We start from the raw sequence: 19,672 nt of genomic DNA, 5'->3' as shown, positions 1-19,672 counted from the left end.
AAACCTAAACATTATCGCGCGTGGAACTTGGCCCAGTCTTCCGGAGTATCCAAATCAAGACGTGCGCGATCACCTTGTAACGGAACAAACAACGTCTGCTCCTTAAGTTCGGCCGTTAGCTGCGCCGCGCCACGATCACCGGATATGGTTTCAAAGCGCGCAAAGGTTCGGGCCGCAAAGTAAATCGGGTGCCCCGCAAGGCCGTCTTGCGTGCAAGCGCGTATAATCGGCTCATCAGATGTCTGCGCAGCTTCAAGAATCTTGCGGATATCGTCTGCAGTTATGTCGGGCATATCGGCAGGGATAATCAACACTCCTTTGGCATCTGCGGGCAGGGCGGCGATCCCTGCTTTAATACTGTCGCTCATCTGGCCCGAAACCACGACGACCGTTGCTTCCTTTGGTAAAATCGCCCGCCGCGGATGATCTACACTTGGCAGTGTAACGTAGGTCGGCCCAGATTGGAGTGCGCGATCGGTTAGTAAACGAAGTAAGGGCACACCATCAACAAGTTCTCGTAACTTGTCGCGATCCCCCATGCGCGATGACTTTCCAGCCGCAATAAGAAGGATTGGTATCATCCGCGCAGTCTCGATCCATCGGCATCAAAGATCGGCTTCGTGATCAATGTCGCAGGGCGAAGGTCACCGAGGATTTCGATTTCAACGTTCAGGCCTTCTTTGGCGTCTTCCTTCGGGATCAGCCCAAACGCGATGGATTTGCCTGTGTGGTGGCTATATCCGCCTGATGTGCAAAAGCCCAAAACCTCACCATCAATGAAGATGGGTTCATAGGCTGTGACGTCCGCATCCGCGGCATCCACTTCAAATGTCACAAGCTGACGGGCAGGGGTTTCGGCCTCGGCGGCGTCTTTCCCGATGAAATCTTTGTCCCATTTGATGAAGCGATCCATGCCTGTTTCAGCGGCAGTATAGTCGGGTGAAAATTCCCGCATCCACGAGCCAAAGAAGCGGTCCAACCGCAACGACATGATCGCCCGCATTCCGAACAACGACAGGCCCATCGGCTGGCCAGCGCTCCACAATGTTGTCCACAGCGCGCGTTGGTCCATTGGATCGCAGTAAATTTCGTACCCCAGATCACCTGTGTAGGACACACGATTGACGGTGCACGCGACCTGCCCAATCGTCATCTGGCGCACGTCTAAAAACTTCATGTCTGCATCATCGCGGGTACACAGTTTAAGAAGTTCACGTGACTTTGGCCCTGCAATCGAAAATCCATTCATTTTATCGCTTATATTTCTGACGTTTACGCCATCTTTTTGATGTTGAAGGAACCAGCGCATGTGCTGCGCTTGCGCGCCATATGAAGCTGTCAGAACGAAGGTGTTTTCATCCAAACATGACACCGTGAAATCGCCCAAAAGCTTGCCCTTTGGGGACAACATAGGCGTCAAAGAAATGCGTCCAATTTTTGGGATACGCCCTGCCATAATGCGATCCAGCCACGCCCGCGCATTTGCACCCTCAACGCAATATTTTCCAAAGTTATGCACTTCGGTAATCCCGACGTTTTCGCGCAGGGATTTGACCTCACGTGCGACGGCATCAAACGCGTTTGAACGGCGAAACGACGGGTCTTCAAACGTCGGTTCATCGCCTTGGGCAAAGTAATTTGGAACCTCTAACCCATACTGATGCCCCCAAATCGCGCCATGCTGTGAAAAGATGTCATACATCGGCGTCATACGATGCGGGCGTGCCGCGGGAAGTTCTTCGTTTGGATACGCGATTGAGAACCGTTTTTGATAGTTTTCAATGACTTTGGGGCGCGTGTAACCGGGTGTGATCCAGTCCCCGAAGCGCGCGACGTCCATTGCGGTAACGTCACGCTCGCATTCGCCTTCAACCATCCATTGCGCCAGCATCAGGCCCACGCCGCCACCCTGTGAAAACCCAGCCATGACACCGCATGCAGACCAATACCCCTGCAAACCCGGGATCGGTCCGACGAGCGGGTTGCCGTCAGGCGCAAAGGTAAACGGACCATGCACGACAGATTTCACACCAGCGCGTTCAAGCGCAGGGAACCGTTTGTAAGCAAATTCAATGCTGTCCTCGATCTTATCAAGATCATCTGCCAGCAGTTCTGCACCAAAGCTCCATGGTGTTCCATCTACGGCCCAAGGGCGGCAGGGCTGTTCATAGAACCCGATACAGAGCCCGCGACCTTCTTGGCGCAAGTAGCTTTCGCCAGCAGGGTCCATCACATGGGGGTGTTCACTGTCACGCTCTACGATTTCAGGTACGTCATCGGTAACGATATATTGGTGTTCCATCGGGTGCAGCGGTGCGTAGATGCCCGCCATCGCCGCGACTTCACGCGCCCAAAGCCCACCCGCGTTCACCACGTTTTCAGTGTGGATCGTACCTTTGTCCGTGACCACATCCCACGTGCCGTCAGCCCGCTGCGTCGTTGCTGTGACCATGCAGTGCGTGACGATCTCCGCGCCGCCCATGCGGGCCGCTTTGGCATATGCGTGCGTCGTGCCGCTTGGGTCAAGGTGGCCATCAAGCGGATCATACAGCCCGCCGATAATGCCATCTGTGTTTGCGATAGGCGCGACTTTCTTGATCTCATCGGGGCCGATAATCTCGGTCTCGAGGCCCATATAGCGGTGCTTGGCACGTTCAGCGACGAGCATGTCAAAGCGGTCTTGATTGTCCGCCAGCGTCACACCCCCAACGTGGTGCAGCCCACAGGACATGCCGGTTAATTCTTCTAACTCTTTGTAAAGTTTGATGGTGTAGCCCTGAAGCGCCGCCATGTTTGTGTCGCCGTTCAACGTATGGAACCCACCTGCTGCATGCCACGTTGACCCGCTTGTGAGCTCTGATCGTTCTAACAGCATCACATCGGACCACCCCAGCTTCGTGAGGTGATACAATACAGACGCGCCAACAACGCCTCCGCCGATGACAACAACGCGGGTGGTGGTTTTCATAACATGCTCCTTCTTTCCTCAGCGTATTTTTGATTGGGACGCTTTGGAAGTCCGTTCGCGACAGGATGTGTCGCCTTACGGCAAATGATCGCTAGAATGGAGTTTCACAGTAAACGCAGGAGACATTGATGAGACTCGTTCTACTCACAGCATTCGCCACCCTTTGGTGGGCCGCAGCACAGGCTGATCCCGTCACTTTTGACGGTAGCATCGGGCCGTATGACATTGAGGCCGAGCTTTCGCGCAGCGATGATGGCTTGGTGGGGCGCTATCGTTATGCAGGGCGCGACACGTGGCTGGATTTGACAGGTGACGCGTTCGGACAAGACGTCATTCAGCTGAGCGAGCAAGTAGATGGCGAGGCAACAGGAACGTTTTTTCTAGACGTCGTAAACGACCAGCTTGAAGGGTATTGGGTAAACGAAACCGACGAGTACACGGCGCAATTGACGCCGCCTCAGGGCGCGCTCGTTTCCTTGCTTGATCCGATTGCGGAACCGCAGGTCAATTCTTCGGTAACGGGGCAGTATTTCGTCGGCAGTCACTGGGTCAATACGATGTGGGCGCCGCGCTATGAAGTTGCGTTCAATGGCGGGGACGTGAATGTCGTCGCTGTGTCGCCTGACCTCATTTACGTCCGGTTCGAATTTATAGTCGGGCCGACTTATCATTTCGCGTATTTCGAAGGGTTCGCGCGGCGCGCCAATGAAAGGACCTTTATTCACGATCAGGTGCTTGAGGGCGGCGATGAGCCCTGCCAGCTCGCCTTTACCTTCGAAGATGCCACACTTTCGATAGACGACAATAACAGCGGCTTTGCCTGCCAATTCGGCATGCGTGCCCATGCCAATTTTGACCTTAACAAGGTCAGCGATATTGCAGAATTTGAGGATTACTAATGCGAACACATGCCCAAGCAGTTGTTATCGGGGGCGGCGTCATCGGCTGCTCGATCTTGTATCATCTGGCGAAACTTGGCTGGACCGATGTGGTGCTGCTTGAGCGTGATGAGCTTACTTCAGGGTCCACATGGCATGCGGCTGCAAACATTCATGGGCTGCATGACAGCACAAATATCTCGCGTATTCAGCACTATACGATGAACCTCTATAACGAGCTTGAAGCAGAGACGGGCCAATCCTGCGGCGTGTTTCAACCCGGTTCGTTGTACTTGGCGCAGACCGAAGAACGTGAACATCAGCTGCGACTTCAGGCGGCTAAGGCCAAGTTCTACGGGATGAATTTCCATGAAGTTAGCCGTGCTGAGGCTGAGGCGCTGCATCCGATGGTCAACTACGACGGCATCCGCTGCATCATGTTTGAACCCGATGGCGGCAATGTGGACCCAAGCGGTGTGACCAACGCCTATGCAGTTGGCGCACGTCAACGTGGCGCTGAAATCATTCGCTTTTGTCCCGTCACCGCGACTGTGCAACAGCCTGACGGGACTTGGGTTGTTGAAACGCCAAAAGGCAATATTAGCACGGAGTGGGTTATTAACGCCGCGGGTCTTTGGGGGCGCGAAGTTGGCAAATTGGCAGGGATCGAACTGCCGCTATTGCCGACCGAACATCAGTATTTTGTAACCGAAACCATCGCAGAAATTGCGGACATGGATCGCCGACTGCCATCTGTCGCGGATCGTGACGGCGAATACTATCTGCGCCAAGAAGGGCAAGGTCTGCTCGTTGGGGCCTATGAGAAAGACGTACGATTCTGGGCTGAAGACGGAACACCGCAAGGGTTCGGGCATGAATTGTTTGCGGATGATCTAGAACGGATTGAGGACAACATGATGCGCGCAATTGATCGTGTGCCTGCCGTTGGTGAGGCAGGGATCAAGCGGGTGATCAATGGTCCGATGATCTGGTCGCCAGATTCCAACGTGCTGTTTGGCCCGCATCCAGACCTGTCGAACTATTTCTGTTGTAACGGGATTATCCCGGGCTTTTCACAGTCGGGCGGCATGGGCCTCATGGCTGCTGAATGGATCACCAAGGGCGAAAGCACCTATGATATGTTCGCGTGGGACGTGGCGCGGTTTGGCAAATGGGCGGATGCGAAATTCACCAAAGCGCGGGTCGGGGACCAGTATGCGAAACGGTTCGCAATCCATTTCCCAAATGAGGAACGCGATGCTGGGCGACCTGTGCGCGTGCGATCCGTTTACGAGCAGCAAAAAGAAATGGGGGCCGTGTTCGGGTTGAACTACGGCTGGGAACATCCGCTGTATTTCGATGCGGACACGCCGGAAAGCGCTGGATTTGTGCGCCAACCATGGTTTGAGAGTGTCGGGCGAGAGGCCAAGATGTTGCGCCAAGCTGTTGGCGTGATTGATATTTCTAATTTCGCCAAGTACCGCGTTGCGGGGGCTGAGGCCGAAGATTGGCTGAACGCTGTGTTTGCCAACAACATGCCCAAAGCCGTGGGTCGTTCGTGCTTGACGCCATTGATCGGTGTGAATGGTGGCATCGCGGGGGACTTCACCGTTACGCGCATGGGCGAGGATGAGTTCTGGGTCATCGGGTCGGGAATGGCGGAACGCTATCACCAGCGGTTCTGGAAAATGGTTCCGATGCCTGAGGATGTAACGTTTGAAAGCAAGACGGATGCTTGGTGCGGTTTCAATATCGCAGGACCTGCGTCACGTAAGGCACTACAAACGCTAACGAATGCTTCATTGGACACGGCGGACTTCCCGTTCATGCGTTCCAAGTGGTTGGAGATCGCGGGTGCGACCTGTCTTGCGTTGCGGGTGTCGTTCACCGGTGATCTCGGCTGGGAAATTCACTGCAAAGCAGAGGACCAAGCCGCTGTTTATAGTGCGCTGTTAACTGCAGCTAATCATGAGAAAGGCGGGCCGGTCGGCAGCCGCGCATTGATGTCGCTGCGGGTTGAAAAGGGCTATGGCTCATGGGGTCGTGAGTACTCACCCGAGTATTGGCCGCAAGAAGTTGGGCTGGATAGGCTCATTAAGACGGATAAGGGATTCTTACATAAAGACAGCTACTTGGAAGTCAAAGATAATCCATCACGTGAGGTGTTATCGCTGATCCATGTGCAAAACGTAACCACCGCAGATGCCACAGGTGGTGAGCCAATTTTCCTGACTGATGGAACACCTGTTGGTCGCGTCACATCCGGCACGTACGGCTATTCAGTTGATATGAGTTTGGCGCTTGGATACCTTAAAGATACCCCCGCAGGAGCGGCGGTGGATGTCATGATCCTAGGACAACCGCACCGCGGCGTGGTGCTGGCTGAGCCGCCGTTTGACCCGAAGGGTGAGCGGCTCAGAAACTAATTTATGGAATGATGCGCGTGTATTTGGTGCCTTCCAGCGTCGCACCTGCCCGAAAGCCCGCCTGTGCGAAAACAACCGCGATAACGGGGGCAAGCGACGTTGTGGTTTCCGCACGAATGGATTCGCCGGTGTCCTGCAGCGCGTATTCAATGTCTGCACCTGCCGCCCAACCATTTGCACGGCGGAAATCGGTAAGTGCATCTTGCGTCATGAAAAACAGCACTGTCGAGAATTGCTGCCCACCAATTTGCAGGCCCGCGCTCGCAGACGTTGCAGAGTAGTAATCCACAGTGGAGTTGCCGATGCGCAATGCGCCGCGTCCGAATGAGCCACCAAGCCCAAGTCCGGCTTCTGTAACAACCGGCATAACAAGCATACCGCTTGCTTTGTTGGCCAGATCGCGGGTGCCTGGGTAATCGTTATACATAAATGCCAGCGTGCTATCGACACGGCTGTCGATGACGGCGCTGCCGTTGCCGCCAATACCATTGCCACATGCGGACAACGTTGAGGTTGCAAGCGCGGAAAGCGCAAAGTTGCGTCTTGTGATTAGGGTCATAACTGCCTCGTGCCTATTAGATCGGGGTTTGTCCCCGTTATGACGCAAACTATAGGCGGTATTTCGCGCTCTGTCAGCAGCTAGATTTAGGGCGGCGAGAATTAGCCCGTTTTGACCCAAACGGTTAGTGGGCCGAGTGATGTAAACCCCATCGCGACAAAGGGGGCGGGGTCCGCCTCATAACCGACCAAACTGTCGCCAACGGGGAGATCGCTGAGCCCATCGAGGACGCGACTTAATGACCCGAACAAGTTGGAAATGCCTGTAACTCCATCGCGATGCCTGTTCGTAATAACGCCTGCATGGAAATCGGGTGTGGCACGCATTTGAATGTCAGTTCGCGCCAGAATGTCCAATGTGAAATTGCCTTGCGCACTTGAATTTCCTGCATCCCATGCGTTGAGCCAGCCCCGCAAGCTGAGCTCATCCGCAACACGATAGAGCGGTCGCCCCGTCACTTGCGTTGGTATACGTGCAATCCAATGGGCATTGACCACAGCGGTAAACCCCATCTGCGAAAGATCGAGCGTTGCAAAGCTGTCTTTGACTCCAGCGCCAATGGACAACGTTGCGATGTGGGCAATCGTGCGGTCGTCTAATTGCGCCTCACGGGTGATAACACTCGGAAAGTACGGACGCGGCATGCCATGAAATACGGTGGCGCAGCCGTGTGATTCCACTTTGATGCCAAACTGCGACAACACCGTGCGACACAAGTGAACATTGTTGTCGATTGCAGTGTTGAGCATCCTTAACCGTTTAACAACTTGGCCGCAGCCGGAGCGAAATACGTCAGGACACCATCACAGCCAGCCCGTTTGAAGCCCATCAAGGATTCCATCATCACAGCGTCATGATCAAGCCAGCCGTTCTGTGCAGCCGCTTGGATCATCGCGTATTCACCGCTGACTTGGTACGCAAACGTTGGCACACCGAATTCGGTTTTCACGCGGCGCACGATATCAAGGTAAGGCATGCCCGGTTTAACCATAATCATATCTGCGCCTTCAGACAGGTCTCGCGCAACAAGGCGCATGGCCTCATCCGAATTGGCGGGGTCCATTTGGTAGGTGTTCTTGTCACCTGTTAGCGCGGCAGACGCGCCAACAGCATCGCGGAACGGGCCATAAAACGCGGAGGCATATTTCGCCGTGTAGCTGAGGATGGTGACGTTCTGATGTTTGGCGGATTCCAATGCCGTTCGGATCGCGCCAACGCGCCCGTCCATCATATCGGAAGGTCCAAGAATATCTGCACCGCACTCTACCTGTGCCAGTGCCATCTTAACCAGTGCTTCAACAGTGCGGTCATTCACGATCTGGCCGTTTTCAACGAACCCGTCATGGCCGTTGATATTATACGGGTCGAGCGCAATGTCCGTCATCACGGCCATGTCCGGCACCGCATCCTTGATTGCGCGGATGGCGCGGTTTGCGACATTGTCGGGGGACCATGCAAGCGCGCAATCCTCGGTGCGCTGTTCCATTCCCGTATAGGGAAACACACAGATCGCGGGGATGCCAAGCTCGTACGCCTCACGCGCAGCAGCGCCGATACGATCAACCGTATGACGCATTACACCGGGCATGGATGCCACGGGTTCGCTTGCGTCCGTTCCATCCATCACAAACACTGGCCAAATGAAGTCACTCGGCGATAGCGTACTTTCGCGCACCATCGCGCGCAAAGCTGGGGTCGCACGCAGGCGGCGCAGGCGGGTGTTGGGGAAGGGTGGTTGCGTCATAACAGGGCCTTTCTGGTCACACCCATTGGGTGCCATGGAATTCACCTCATCACAAGGCTAGGCATTGTCGCATCGCGCGGCTAGGTTGCGACGAAATAGAGAGGCTGCCAAACCCCGTGAACTGGACCAATACCCTTTTCGAAGTAATCGACATGCGCTCATTCAGTAACCTTTGGTTCTGGATCGCGCTGGCTGTGTTCTGGTCGTCCGTAAGCCATTGGGTTTTGGGCGTGCCGTTCGACATGATCCAGAAAGCCCGAAAAATGGGTGGGCAGGCCGAAGTCGATCTACACGACATGGTGCGGATCAACGTGAACCGCTTGCTGTACATCGGCCAAGTTTCGGGCCTTGTGTTGTTGGCATTCCTGTCCTTTTTTCTAACATCAATGGGCATTTTGGCCTTTGTCTATGACGTGGAATTTGCTCAGGCGGTCTTTCTTCTCGGGTTCCCAATGACGATTGTTGGCGCGCTTAGCCTGTCCACGGCCAAAGTTATCGCAGCGCAGCAGCCCGAAGGTGAGGCGCTCTTTGCGCGACTTTCAAAGCACCGTGTGATTACGCAGTTCATTGGCATGATCTCAATCTTCATCACTGCGATGTTTGGCATGTATCAGAATTTGGCAGTCGGACCGGGGTTCTAAAGCTCGGGATTCTAAAATGGATTTCTAGCGGTTGACTTGGGCAGCCCGCGCAGTAAGTCGGACGTTATGACGAAACCATCACACATCACCGTTTCTGGCGCGCCGGAAGGCTTTGACGCCCGTTTGATCTTGGCCGAGGCCGAAAAGGGCGCGGTGGTCCACGTGTGTCGTGATGACAAACGCCTTGAGGCGACGCGCGCGGCTTTGGCGTTCTTCGCGCCCGATATGCCTGTGATTGTGTTTCCGGGCTGGGATTGTTTGCCCTATGACCGTGTGTCGCCCAATGCGGATGTGTCCGCTGCCCGGATGGCGGTGCTGGCAGGGCTGGCACATGGGATGCCGGAACGCTTTGTTCTGCTGACGACGCTGAACGCCGCGACGCAAAAGGTGCCGGCGCGATCCGTCCTGCGAGAGGCGGCGTTCACCGCACGCGTTGGGTCACGCATCGACGAACCCGCGCTTCGTGCGTTTTTGGTGCGCATGGGATTTGTTCAAAGCCCCACAGTGATGGAACCGGGCGATTATGCCGTGCGCGGTGGCATTATTGATATTTACCCTCCGGGGCAGGTCGGCCCTGTGCGCCTTGATCTGTTTGGCGATGATCTAGACGGCGCACGTCGCTTTGATCCAGCCACACAACGCACGACCGAAAAGCTGGATGTGGTTGAACTTGCGCCTGTGTCCGAGGTTATTCTGGACGAAGCTGCGATCACGCGGTTCCGCCAGACGTATCGTTTGGAATTCGGGGCTGCTGGGTCTGATGATCCGCTCTATGAAGCTGTGTCAGCAGGCAAAAAGCACGCAGGTGTCGAACATTGGATGGGGTTCTTTCACGAAAAGCTCGACACGCTGTTTGACTACGTAAAAGGCGCAACCATCACGCTGGATGAACAGAACGCCGCCATGCGTGAGGCCCGTTGGGTTTCCATTGACGATCAATACGATGCGCGCCGCGAAGCGATGGTCGCCAAGGGGCGGATGGATTCCGTTTATAAGCCTGCCAAACCAGACGGACTATATCTGGATGGTGCAGCATGGGATGCAGCGCTTGCTGGGTTTCGTGTGCTGCAATTCGGGGCACTTCCTTTGCCGTCCGGCCCGAACGTTATTGATGCAGGCGGGCGTATTGGCCGTAACTTCTCGCCAGAGCGTCAGCAAGAAAGTGTGAGCCTTTTCGGCGCTTTAGCACAACATATTAAAGCGAAGCTGGGTGATGGACCCGTTGTAATAGCGTCCTATTCTGAAGGTGCACGCGAACGTTTGATGGGTCTGATTGAAGATGAAGGCCTCGCTGAAACCATCCCTGTGACGGATTTCTCACGCGTTGGGAAAACGGGCCTGCATTTGGCCGTCTGGGCGCTGGAACACGGGTTTGAAGCCAAGGGCCTGACCGTTGTCTCCGAACAGGACGTGCTTGGTGATCGTCTGATCCGCCAAACCAAAAAGAAACGCCGCGCCGAGAACTTCCTCACTGAAACCCAAAGCCTCAGCCCGAGCGATTTGGTCGTTCATGTAGACCACGGGGTCGGGCGCTATTTGGGGCTTGAAGTTGTCACGGCGGCGGGGGCTGCGCACGAATGTCTGCTTCTGGAATATGCCGAAAATTCAAAGCTTTACCTGCCAGTCGAAAACATTGAACTGCTGTCGCGCTACGGCCATGAGGTCGGGTTGCTCGACAAATTGGGCGGGGGTGCGTGGCAGGCTAAGAAAGCTAAGCTGAAAGAACGCATTCGCGAGATGGCGGAACGTCTTATTCGTGTGGCGGCTGAACGTGCGTTGCGCACAGCCCCCGCACTAACGCCGCCAGATGGCATGTGGGATCAGTTCCTTGCACGCTTTCCGTATTCGGAAACCGACGACCAGATGCAGGCGATTGAGGATGTTCTTGAGGACCTTGGCTCTGGACTGCCGATGGACCGCCTTGTTTGTGGCGATGTTGGCTTTGGTAAAACCGAAGTCGCGATCCGCGCCGCGTTTGTTGCCGCGATGTCCGGCGTTCAGGTGGCAATTGTTGCGCCAACGACGCTGTTGGCGCGTCAGCACTATAAAGGGTTCGCAGAGCGCTTCCGTGGTTTTCCGATTAATGTCAGAACCTTATCGCGCTTTGTTAGTGCAAAAGATGCGGCGCTTACCCGCGATGGGATCACTAAGGGAACGGTTGATATCGTCATCGGCACCCATGCGTTGCTGGCGAAATCTATTCGCTTCAAGGACCTAGGCCTGCTGGTGATCGACGAAGAACAACACTTCGGTGTGCAACACAAAGAACGCCTAAAGCAGATGCGCACGGACATTCATGTGCTGACGCTGACGGCCACGCCGATCCCGCGGACGTTGCAATTGTCGCTCTCTGGAGTGCGCGAACTCAGCATTATTGGCACGCCACCTGTCGATCGACTGGCGATCCGCACCTATGTGTCGGAATTCGACACGGTCACCATCCGCGAGGCCTTGCTGCGCGAACATTATCGTGGCGGTCAGTCGTTCTTCGTCGTCCCGCGCATTTCTGATCTGGAGGAGATTGAAGATTTCCTCAAACGCGAAGTGCCCGAAGTGTCCTTTGTCACCGCGAACGGCCAGATGGCAGCGGGTGAACTCGATGATCGGATGAACGCGTTTTATGACGGCAAGTTCGACGTGCTGCTGGCGACAACGATTGTGGAATCCGGCCTCGATATTCCGACGGCGAACACCATGATCGTGCACCGTGCAGATATGTTCGGCCTTGCGCAGCTGTACCAAATTCGCGGGCGGGTCGGGCGTTCGAAAACCCGTGCCTATGCCTATCTAACCTACAAACCGCGCCAAAAGTTGACACCGCAGGCGGAAAAACGTCTTCGGGTTCTGGGATCAATCGACAGCCTTGGGGCTGGGTTCACGCTGGCGTCGCAGGATTTAGATATTCGCGGGGCTGGTAACCTGCTCGGCGAAGAACAGTCCGGCCAAATGCGCGAAGTCGGCTATGAATTGTACCAGTCCATGCTGGAAGAGCAGATCGCCAAGATTAAGTCGGGCGAAGTGACACTGGTCGACGACGGCAAATGGGCGCCGCAGATCAACCTTGGTGTCCCAGTGCTTATCCCAGAGGACTACGTGCCTGATCTGGATGTGCGCCTCGGCCTTTATCGTCGCCTGTCTGAACTGACGACGAAGGTGGAACTTGAAGGCTTTGCTGCCGAATTGATCGACCGTTTCGGCAAACTGCCGAAAGAAGTGAACACATTGATGCTGGTCGTACGTATCAAAGCAATGTGTAAGCGGGCAGGGATCAGCCAACTGGATGCGGGTCCGAAGGGCGCCGTGCTGCGGTTCCACAATGACAAATTCGCCTCACCGGTGGGGCTGGTTGAATTCATCGAGGACGAACGTGGAACGGCCAAGGTGAAGGACAACAAGATCGTCCTGCAACGTGACTGGGCAACTGATCGCGACAAGATCCAAGGCGCGTTCAACATCGCTCGTGATTTGGCTGCAAAGGTGAAAGCGGCTAAGAAGGCGCCTTAGTCGCTGTCTCTGCGGATCATTGATGTCAGCAAGAACGCCAAAAACGCGCAAACCAAAATTCCAATAGCAAGACGCAGGGGAGTGCCGTCAAAGCTGAGTCCGATTGGGATCGCAATAATGACTGCCCCAACGGTGGCTGTGGCGGTGACGATGGACGCCGCAGAACCTGCGATGTGGCCCATCGGTTCAAGAGCGAGTGCGTTCAGGTTGCCCAACGTAAGGCCAGCTTGAAAGAACACGGACACATTCCAGAGCGCGTAGAACAACAATTCAATCCGGTTTGGCAGGCCGAGCATCATCACAGCGAGCATTCCAACCGAGATCAAGATTTGCGCGATAAACATCGCCTTGATGATCGGGCGCATCCCTAAACGGCGTACAAAACGCGCGTTCACGATGGACGCCGTAGACGCGAGCACGGCGATGCCGCCGAACCAAAAATGGAAGGTGTGACCTTGCCCGTAGGTCTGATCAAACACCTGTTGAGTTGAGCTCAGCATCGAGAACAGCATCCCCAAGCTCAGAGTTTGTACGAACGTCGCAAGGCGTACCGTCGGATGTGAAAACACCTCAACGACGGCGGCCATCAAATTTGCCATGCTAAGGGGGCGGCGGTTTTCTGGGGCAAGCGTTTCAGGCTGGCGCAGCATCATCCAGAGGGTCATGGCGCTCATGAACATGGCGAAAGCCAAGAACAGGACACGCCAGTTGGCCAACGCGATAATGCCGGCCCCCAAAGTTGGAGCAAGCGCGGGAACAAGTGAAAACACAAGCATCACAAAGGACATGATGCGCGCCATTTCTCGTCCGGAATAAAGATCACGCACCATCGCAACAGCCGCCACGCGCGGCGCTGCGGCAGCAATCCCCATTAGCAACCGTGCCGCAAGCATCGTTTCGAGCGACGTCGTGAAATATGCGATGATCGTGGCCGTGACATAAAGAACAGCGCCCCAGACGATCACAGTTTTTCGCCCAAAGCGATCAGCCAAAGGTCCGGTGAAAAACGTCCCAATACCCATCCCGAGGACAAAGCTGGTCAGGATCAGTTGGGCACGGTTGAGGTTGTCAGGCGACAACTCTGCGCCGATGTCGGGCAGGGCGGGCAGCATTGCATCGATCGAAAAAGCAATGCTTGCCGTAAGCATAGCCATGAGCGCGACAAACTCGACTTGGCCGAGAGCCTTTGTCGGCGCAAATTTACGCGTCTTGGGTGCGCTCGTCACGCGTCAGGTCCGCGTTCGAGCGCTGCGTCTGCACGTTTTTCGGCTTCTGCCGCACGGTGGCGGGCCTTCATGAGTTCTTCGCGGGCTTTAATGCGGTTTTGCAATGTGAATGCTCCGATGTGTTGGATAACAGCGGCGACCACGATGACACCGAAGAATATCAGTATTGTTGTGCCAATTTTCCCGACTGCCGTCACGGGAACAAGCGACCCGTATCCCACTGTAGATAGGGTTACAACGGTGAAGAAATAGGCGTCTAGCCAGCTCCAACCCTCGACGAAATGAAAGAACACGGTGCCGACACTGACGATCATCACAAGGGAACCGATCAGGTAGACAACAAGGCCGCGACTCACTCTGCGGCCTCTATTTGCTCCATGATTTCGCCCATCACCTTGAGCCACATTTCAGTCGGCTGTGCGCCGGGAACAGCATGCTGATTGGCAATGATAAATGTAGGAACAGAATTGATGCCCATGTCGCGCGAATGTTGGTCGCGCTTTTGCATGTCATCAAGGTCCGCATCAGACGCGAGGAGTTTGGACACAACACCAGCATCCATTTCACAGCTGTCCGCAATGTCTGCGAGAACCTCAACATCGCCGATATCACGGGCATCGCGGAAATAGGCTTCAAACAGGCGCTGCACGACGAAGGATTGACGCTGCTCAATGCCGGCCCAATGAATAAGGCGGTGGGCGTTGATCGTATTTGGCGTGCGTTGCATGCCTTCGAAGTCGATCTTTAGACCAGCGGTTTCGGCAGCCTGAACAACGGGTGCGTAGGCGCGTACGGCGCCGTCTTTGCCGCCGAATTTACCCTCAAGATATTCACGGCGACCCATGCCTTCGGTCGGCATTGTTGGGTTTAGCTGAAACGGATGCCATTCAATCGTGAACGGATGATCGGGGAGCTGTTCCAGCGCGTGATCAAGATTGGTTTTGCCGATATAGCACCAAGGGCAAATCGGGTCGGACATAATATCAAGTTTGACCATTTTCGGTCTCCCATTGCGACCTGAGCGCACGGCGCAGGAGTTTGTTGTTGGCACCACGTGGCAAGGCGTCCTTGCGGATATAGAGGCGCGGGGTTTTGTAACGGGCAAGGTGTTTGGCGCAATGCGCCGACAGTTCATCTTCCTCTATCACATCCGTGCTGGTGTAAAAGGCGGCAATGACTGTGACATCTTTTTTGATCGGCAAAGCAACGGCGGCGGCTTCGTTCACATTTGGATGCAATGAAAGGGTAGTTTCAACTTCGATGGGGGAAACACGGAAACCGCCAGCGTTCATCATGTCATCCACGCGCCCGTCATACCCGATCGCGCCGGAGGGTAGACGATGGCCGACATCACCCGTCAAAAACCAATCACCGCGAAAACGGTTTGCGGTTTCTTTGGGCGCATCGAAGTAGCTCAACATAAGGCCCGTGTCGGATTTATGCACCGCGATTTGGCCATGATCGCCTAATGTTGCGTCGTCGGAGAGCAAAGCAATGCGGCGACCGGGTTGGGGGGCGCCTAGTGTTCCAGCATCAGCCGGTGTGGTTGGACTGCCTGAGATGAACGTGGAACACTCCGACATGCCATAGGCCTCATAGATGGGGGTCCCTGTGGCGGTCTCCCAAGCATCTCGCGTGGCATCTGGAAGCTTTTCACCCGCGGACAATCCGTGCCTTAGGGTGTTGATCGGTGGCATCTGTGACTTTAAGAGTTGCCGGTAAACACCTGGTGCGGCGGCAAAAATCGTGGCATTATGTTCGCGCAATAAAGCAGGAACCGCTTGGGCCGTCGTACCGGCCTCGGGGATCAACGCCGTCGCACCCAGCGTCCAAGGGTCCATCAGGCCGGTGCCGAGCGTATAGGTCCAGTTGAACGCACCTGCGTGCAAGACGCGGTCGGTTTGCGTTAGCCCGTACCAACCGTCATGCATCATACGGCGCGCCCAAATTGCGCGATGTGCGTGGACAACCCCACGCGGCGCGCCAGAGGTTCCTGAGGTGTAGATGATGTAGGCGGCGCGGTTGGGATCGCCCGTCACGTAATCCGCATGGGGGAGTGTGTAATAGCTTTCTAATGTGGGCGCGTCGATAACGGGGGCCGCGACATGTTCGGGCAGCGCGATATCATCGCCCGCAATGATCGCTTTGGGCTTCAAACCCTTTGCCATTGCCGTGATTTCCGCCGCTGTAAGCTGGGATGACGTCGGCACTGGGATCAGGTCCACAGCGATGCATGCCAAAAACGCGATTGGGAAATCCGGCGTATTTCCAAGGCGTAACAAAACGCGGTCGCCTGCTACCAATCCGCTGTTTAACAGCCCTGTGGCGGCACCCCGAATTGCAGCTTCAATTTGCCCATAGGTCCAGTTTCTGGCGGTACTGCGCCCTAGGATTGATAGCGCTGTTTTATTGGGGTTATCACCCGCGCGTGCCAGGACATACGCGGCCATATTGAACGGCGATGGAACAGGATCACGGGTCATGTACCAAGCGGTACCGTAAAGGCGTAGTCAGGCGCAAGTGTTGTGAAAATGGGCTTAGGCTGCGTCGGGTAGCGCTATTCGTTCGGCGCTATAGGCAAGCCAGTCATCCAGCGCTTGGGCGGCTTCTGTGATGGTCAAATCGTGGGTTTCAGCGAGGTACAGATTCATCTTGGCACGATTGCCGCGAAAACGGATCAATGCGCGGTGGTCTAGGTGTCGAAAACGGGTGCAAAGCTGCGCAAGCAGTTCTGACCAGTTGGCGAGGGCAAGGGTCCATGACATGACATTCCTTTCAATGACGCAAAGGGTCGGCATCATCAAAGCGCGTCAAAGTTGAAACTTCGTTAAGGTTGTTTTGGCGTCTCGTCAGAGAATAGCAAACGGATCATTGGCAGCGCGATCGCAAGCCCAATGATTTGCGCGACGATAAAGGCAACGACATGCGCTGGGTTTATGCCCGCGAAAGTATCCGTAAAAGCGCGTGCAATTGTGACGGCAGGGTTGGCAAAGCTGGTAGAAGATGTGAACCAATACGCCCCTGTAATATAGATCGCCACGAGGGTCGGCACAGTGTCAGGACGGCTGCGCAACCCGCCAAAGATAACCAGCAGCAACCCAAAGGTCGCAAAGATCTCCGAGGTCCATTGGTTCACCCCAGTACGCGCGGTGCTGGAGGTCTGAAAAAGCGACAGATCAAACATGATATGGCACAACCAAACACCCGCGATACCGCCGATGATCTGCACAGGGATATAGCTGGCAACGAGGCGCCACGGATGCTCACCTTTTATCGCGAAGGCCAGCGTCACGATGGGGTTGAAATGGGCTCCGGATATGGGGCCAAGGATCGTGATGATGAAATACAACGTGCAGCCCGTGGCGATGGCATTTGCCAACAGCGCAAGGGCGATATCATCAGTAAGCGATTGCGCCATGATGCCAGACCCAACAACCCCAATAAGAAGAAATGCGGTGCCTAAGGCTTCGGCGGTGAGTTTTTGAATATCCATTACGATTGGTTAGGTGGGTTTTGTAACGGGATCAAGACAAAGAGAGGGATGTCCGGTTTGCGGCCTTTAGCACCCGCAGCTATTGCTGATGCAGCATTTCTCACATGTACGTAAGCCTGATATCTCCGCCGCGGTCGCGGTCACCAGACCGGCCGTTCTTACCAGTAAATCTAGCCTAGATCGCGCAGCGTAAACTCATGCGCGATCGCCAAGGACCAATTCTGTGATGGTAACACAAGACCGCTTTGCATTGGCGAACGGCACGACCCCTCGCCATCGACAATTATAGGTCGATACGCTCCGCGATTCTATGCGCATTTTCCAGCTCGACGCCCAAGTATCGCACTGTGCTGTTGACCTTCGTTTGGCCCAGCAGAAGTTGCATTGCGCGAAGGTTGCCCATCTTGCGGTAAATTTCCGCAGCTTTGGTGCGGCGCATCGAGTGTGTTCCGTATCCGCTGGATTCCAGACCAATCGCTTTCACCCAGTCTCGCACAAGTCGACCGTATTGGCGTGTTGAAATTTGCGGGCGGTCACGAAAGCAGCTCGGAAACATGAACCGGCATCCGATCATCTCAGGTGATCTCACCCACTCAAAAACAGTATCACGTGTGTTTTCAGTCAGTTCGAGCTGAATTGGTTTCTTGGATTTACTCTGGATCACCGAAACCCGTTCACGCACGCGACCATCTTTGACCAAATCAGCCACGGCGAGTTTGACCAGATCACAGCCGCGCAGTTTGCTATCAATCGCAACGTTAAACACCGCCTTATCACGCAGGTGGCCTGCAAGTTCGAGACGGGCACGTATGGCCCACACTTGTCTGGGAAACAGCGGTCGTTTCTGACCAATTATCCGGCCCTTGTTCCATGCTTTGTGTATTGGGGTGACTGCGGGAAGTTGGACTCTTGGCATAAAATGCCCTCCAATCATCCTTCCAAACCAAGACATAAGCACCGCGCCGACAAAGAGAGCATAGCTTCCAGTCGAATGGCCGTTGTCCGAAGTCGCTGGCAAGCGGCGTTTCTGCAAACGCATTAGGCCGCGAAGAGCCCAAAACGACATATGCAACGGAGTGTGCGAAAGGCGTAAATAGTCGAAAACTGGAATATGAGCGCTAGAAGATTAATCGTTTCGGTGAACGATTCCACTAGACGCCATTTGTTATAGCGTTCGTTAATTAGTTGGTAGTTGTATCTATTTGGGGGTGTCATCTCAAAATGCCCAGCAAAATGCGAGGTGATCCTGCCGTTTCACTCTAAACACCGGAACTGTCTGTTTGAACCTCAATGGTTGGCGAGTATTTCCGCAAGGACCGAGACCGCAAGTGTGCTGCTGTCGCGTGCGGATGGTATTAGCCCAATCGGTCCACGAACTTTCTGGATTTTCGCCGCGGACACTCCGATGAGGTTCAATTCCGCAAGCCTCTTCTCGCTGGTTTTTTGGCTGCCCTGACATCCGATATAGAACGTTTCATGATCAAGGATTTTGCTGAGGATCGGGGCTTCCCAATCATGGTCATGGAAGAAAAGCAGAACGGCTGTGTTTTCATCCAATGATACCCCTGTCGGGCAAATTGGGCTGTGTATCTCATGTAAGTCCCACTCGCCGACGGCAGAAATGTTCAGCGTTTCTGGATCCGGAGAGACCAAGGCACCATGGTAACCGAGCGATTGGGCCAGTCGTGTGAATGTTGTCGCCTCGGGGCCTTTACCGAAGACCACAAATCTAAGCGGAGGCGTAAGGTGCAGGGCAAAGTTCGGGCCAAAAATTCCGGTCTTTGATGGTGGGCCTTGCGAAATTCGGCCGCTTTCCATTGCGATGGAAAGGTCAATTGCGTGACGATCGGTCACAATCTTGGCAATCAACGCCAGTTCATCGGGTTGCGGTTGCGGCAACAACAGGATCTCGAGGCCGCCGCCACAGGGCAACTGGATATCCACATAAGGCGACCCTGAGCCGTAGAGGATGCGCCGCGGGGAGTTATCTGCTTTTACCTCAGCGGCATGCAAGGCGAGATCGGATTCGATACATCCCGATGACAAACTGCCAATCCGGCTACCGTCGTCAGCAAAGACCATTGATGCCCCAACGGAGCGATAAGAAGGACCTTCGGTACGTATAACCAAGGCCACCACGCCAGAAACCTCGCCCATCGCCAGTGCAAGAAGCGGATCACGCGTGTTGGGTTGCGCGGTAGTGATCGCAGTCATGTGCATAAGGGGCTTTCGA

The 19,672-nt window shown here is 55.0% G+C and carries 17 protein-coding genes; 4 read left to right on the top strand and 13 right to left on the bottom strand.

The window, feature by feature from the left end; translation table 11 throughout:
• Nucleotides 1-11: 11 nt before the first annotated feature.
• Nucleotides 12-581, bottom strand: a complete 570-nt coding sequence (locus OSB_RS07450; protein WP_049834396.1) for a nucleotidyltransferase family protein — start codon at nucleotides 579-581, stop codon at nucleotides 12-14.
• Nucleotides 578-2,968 carry a GcvT family protein gene (locus OSB_RS07445; RefSeq protein ID WP_049834395.1) on the bottom strand — a complete coding sequence of 797 codons (2,391 nt, stop codon included), beginning with the start codon at nucleotides 2,966-2,968 and terminating at the stop codon, nucleotides 578-580. The genes OSB_RS07450 and OSB_RS07445 overlap by 4 nt, the downstream gene beginning before the upstream one ends.
• A 128-nt stretch (nucleotides 2,969-3,096) precedes the next feature.
• On the opposite strand from OSB_RS07445, the gene OSB_RS07440 reads away from it, so the two are divergent.
• Both OSB_RS07440 and OSB_RS07435 read left to right on the top strand, forming a co-directional pair.
• Complete coding sequence (locus OSB_RS07440; protein WP_049834394.1) at nucleotides 3,097-3,867, top strand: glycosyltransferase family protein; 771 nt, start codon at nucleotides 3,097-3,099, stop codon at nucleotides 3,865-3,867.
• A complete protein-coding gene (locus tag OSB_RS07435) occupies nucleotides 3,867-6,272 on the top strand; it encodes a GcvT family protein (protein ID WP_049834393.1) in 2,406 nt (801 codons plus the stop codon). The genes OSB_RS07440 and OSB_RS07435 overlap by 1 nt, the downstream gene beginning before the upstream one ends.
• Before the next feature lies 1 nt (nucleotide 6,273).
• On the opposite strand, the gene OSB_RS07430 is transcribed toward OSB_RS07435, so the two are convergent.
• From OSB_RS07430 to hemB, 3 genes are all read right to left on the bottom strand, one after another.
• Entirely contained in the window at nucleotides 6,274-6,831 is a 558-nt protein-coding gene (locus OSB_RS07430; RefSeq protein ID WP_049834392.1) for a lipid-binding SYLF domain-containing protein, read from the bottom strand.
• A 101-nt stretch (nucleotides 6,832-6,932) separates the two neighbouring features.
• Nucleotides 6,933-7,580, bottom strand: a complete 648-nt coding sequence (locus OSB_RS07425) for a hypothetical protein (RefSeq protein ID WP_049834391.1) — start codon at nucleotides 7,578-7,580, stop codon at nucleotides 6,933-6,935.
• 2 nt (nucleotides 7,581-7,582) lie between these two features.
• Nucleotides 7,583-8,575: a porphobilinogen synthase gene (gene hemB, locus OSB_RS07420; RefSeq protein WP_049834390.1), complete on the bottom strand. Its 993-nt coding sequence runs from the start codon at nucleotides 8,573-8,575 to the stop codon at nucleotides 7,583-7,585.
• A gap of 152 nt (nucleotides 8,576-8,727) precedes the next feature.
• Here hemB and OSB_RS07415 point away from each other — a divergent pair, with 152 nt between their 5' ends.
• Nucleotides 8,728-9,216 (top strand): component of SufBCD complex, encoded by a 489-nt coding sequence (locus tag OSB_RS07415; RefSeq protein ID WP_234967361.1) that lies wholly within the window; start codon nucleotides 8,728-8,730, stop codon nucleotides 9,214-9,216.
• A 66-nt stretch (nucleotides 9,217-9,282) separates the two neighbouring features.
• A complete protein-coding gene (gene mfd, locus OSB_RS07410) occupies nucleotides 9,283-12,720 on the top strand; it encodes a transcription-repair coupling factor (protein ID WP_049834388.1) in 3,438 nt (1,145 codons plus the stop codon).
• Here the strand turns inward: mfd and OSB_RS07405 are convergent.
• The 8 genes from OSB_RS07405 to OSB_RS07370 form a co-directional block, all read right to left on the bottom strand.
• Nucleotides 12,717-13,874: an MFS transporter gene (locus OSB_RS07405; protein WP_049834387.1), complete on the bottom strand. Its 1,158-nt coding sequence runs from the start codon at nucleotides 13,872-13,874 to the stop codon at nucleotides 12,717-12,719. The genes mfd and OSB_RS07405 overlap by 4 nt on opposite strands.
• Nucleotides 13,875-13,942: 68 nt before the next feature.
• On the bottom strand, nucleotides 13,943-14,302 hold the full coding sequence (locus OSB_RS07400) for a potassium channel family protein (RefSeq protein WP_049834386.1): 360 nt from the start codon (nucleotides 14,300-14,302) through the stop codon (nucleotides 13,943-13,945).
• Nucleotides 14,299-14,943, bottom strand: coding sequence for a DsbA family oxidoreductase (locus OSB_RS07395; RefSeq protein WP_049834385.1), 645 nt, complete (start codon nucleotides 14,941-14,943; stop codon nucleotides 14,299-14,301). The genes OSB_RS07400 and OSB_RS07395 overlap by 4 nt, the downstream gene beginning before the upstream one ends.
• Nucleotides 14,930-16,429 (bottom strand): class I adenylate-forming enzyme family protein, encoded by a 1,500-nt coding sequence (locus OSB_RS07390; RefSeq protein ID WP_049834384.1) that lies wholly within the window; start codon nucleotides 16,427-16,429, stop codon nucleotides 14,930-14,932. Before OSB_RS07390 ends, OSB_RS07395 begins: the two co-directional genes overlap by 14 nt.
• A 54-nt stretch (nucleotides 16,430-16,483) precedes the next feature.
• The gene (locus OSB_RS07385; protein WP_049834383.1) at nucleotides 16,484-16,711 is read right to left on the bottom strand and encodes a hypothetical protein; all 228 of its coding nucleotides are present in this window, start codon (nucleotides 16,709-16,711) and stop codon (nucleotides 16,484-16,486) included.
• 62 nt (nucleotides 16,712-16,773) lie between these two features.
• Entirely contained in the window at nucleotides 16,774-17,439 is a 666-nt protein-coding gene (locus tag OSB_RS07380; RefSeq protein WP_049834382.1) for an aquaporin, read from the bottom strand.
• A 283-nt stretch (nucleotides 17,440-17,722) separates the two neighbouring features.
• Nucleotides 17,723-18,355 (bottom strand): tyrosine-type recombinase/integrase, encoded by a 633-nt coding sequence (locus tag OSB_RS07375; RefSeq protein WP_049836088.1) that lies wholly within the window; start codon nucleotides 18,353-18,355, stop codon nucleotides 17,723-17,725.
• 371 nt (nucleotides 18,356-18,726) lie between these two features.
• On the bottom strand, nucleotides 18,727-19,653 hold the full coding sequence (locus OSB_RS07370; protein WP_074202206.1) for an XdhC family protein: 927 nt from the start codon (nucleotides 19,651-19,653) through the stop codon (nucleotides 18,727-18,729).
• Nucleotides 19,654-19,672: the final 19 nt, after the last annotated feature.

The sequence above is a fragment of the Octadecabacter temperatus genome, from assembly GCF_001187845.1.
Classification (GTDB): domain Bacteria; phylum Pseudomonadota; class Alphaproteobacteria; order Rhodobacterales; family Rhodobacteraceae; genus Octadecabacter; species Octadecabacter temperatus.
Note: the sequence above shows the minus strand (reverse complement) of the source record. Positions and strands in the feature narration are given on the sequence as shown.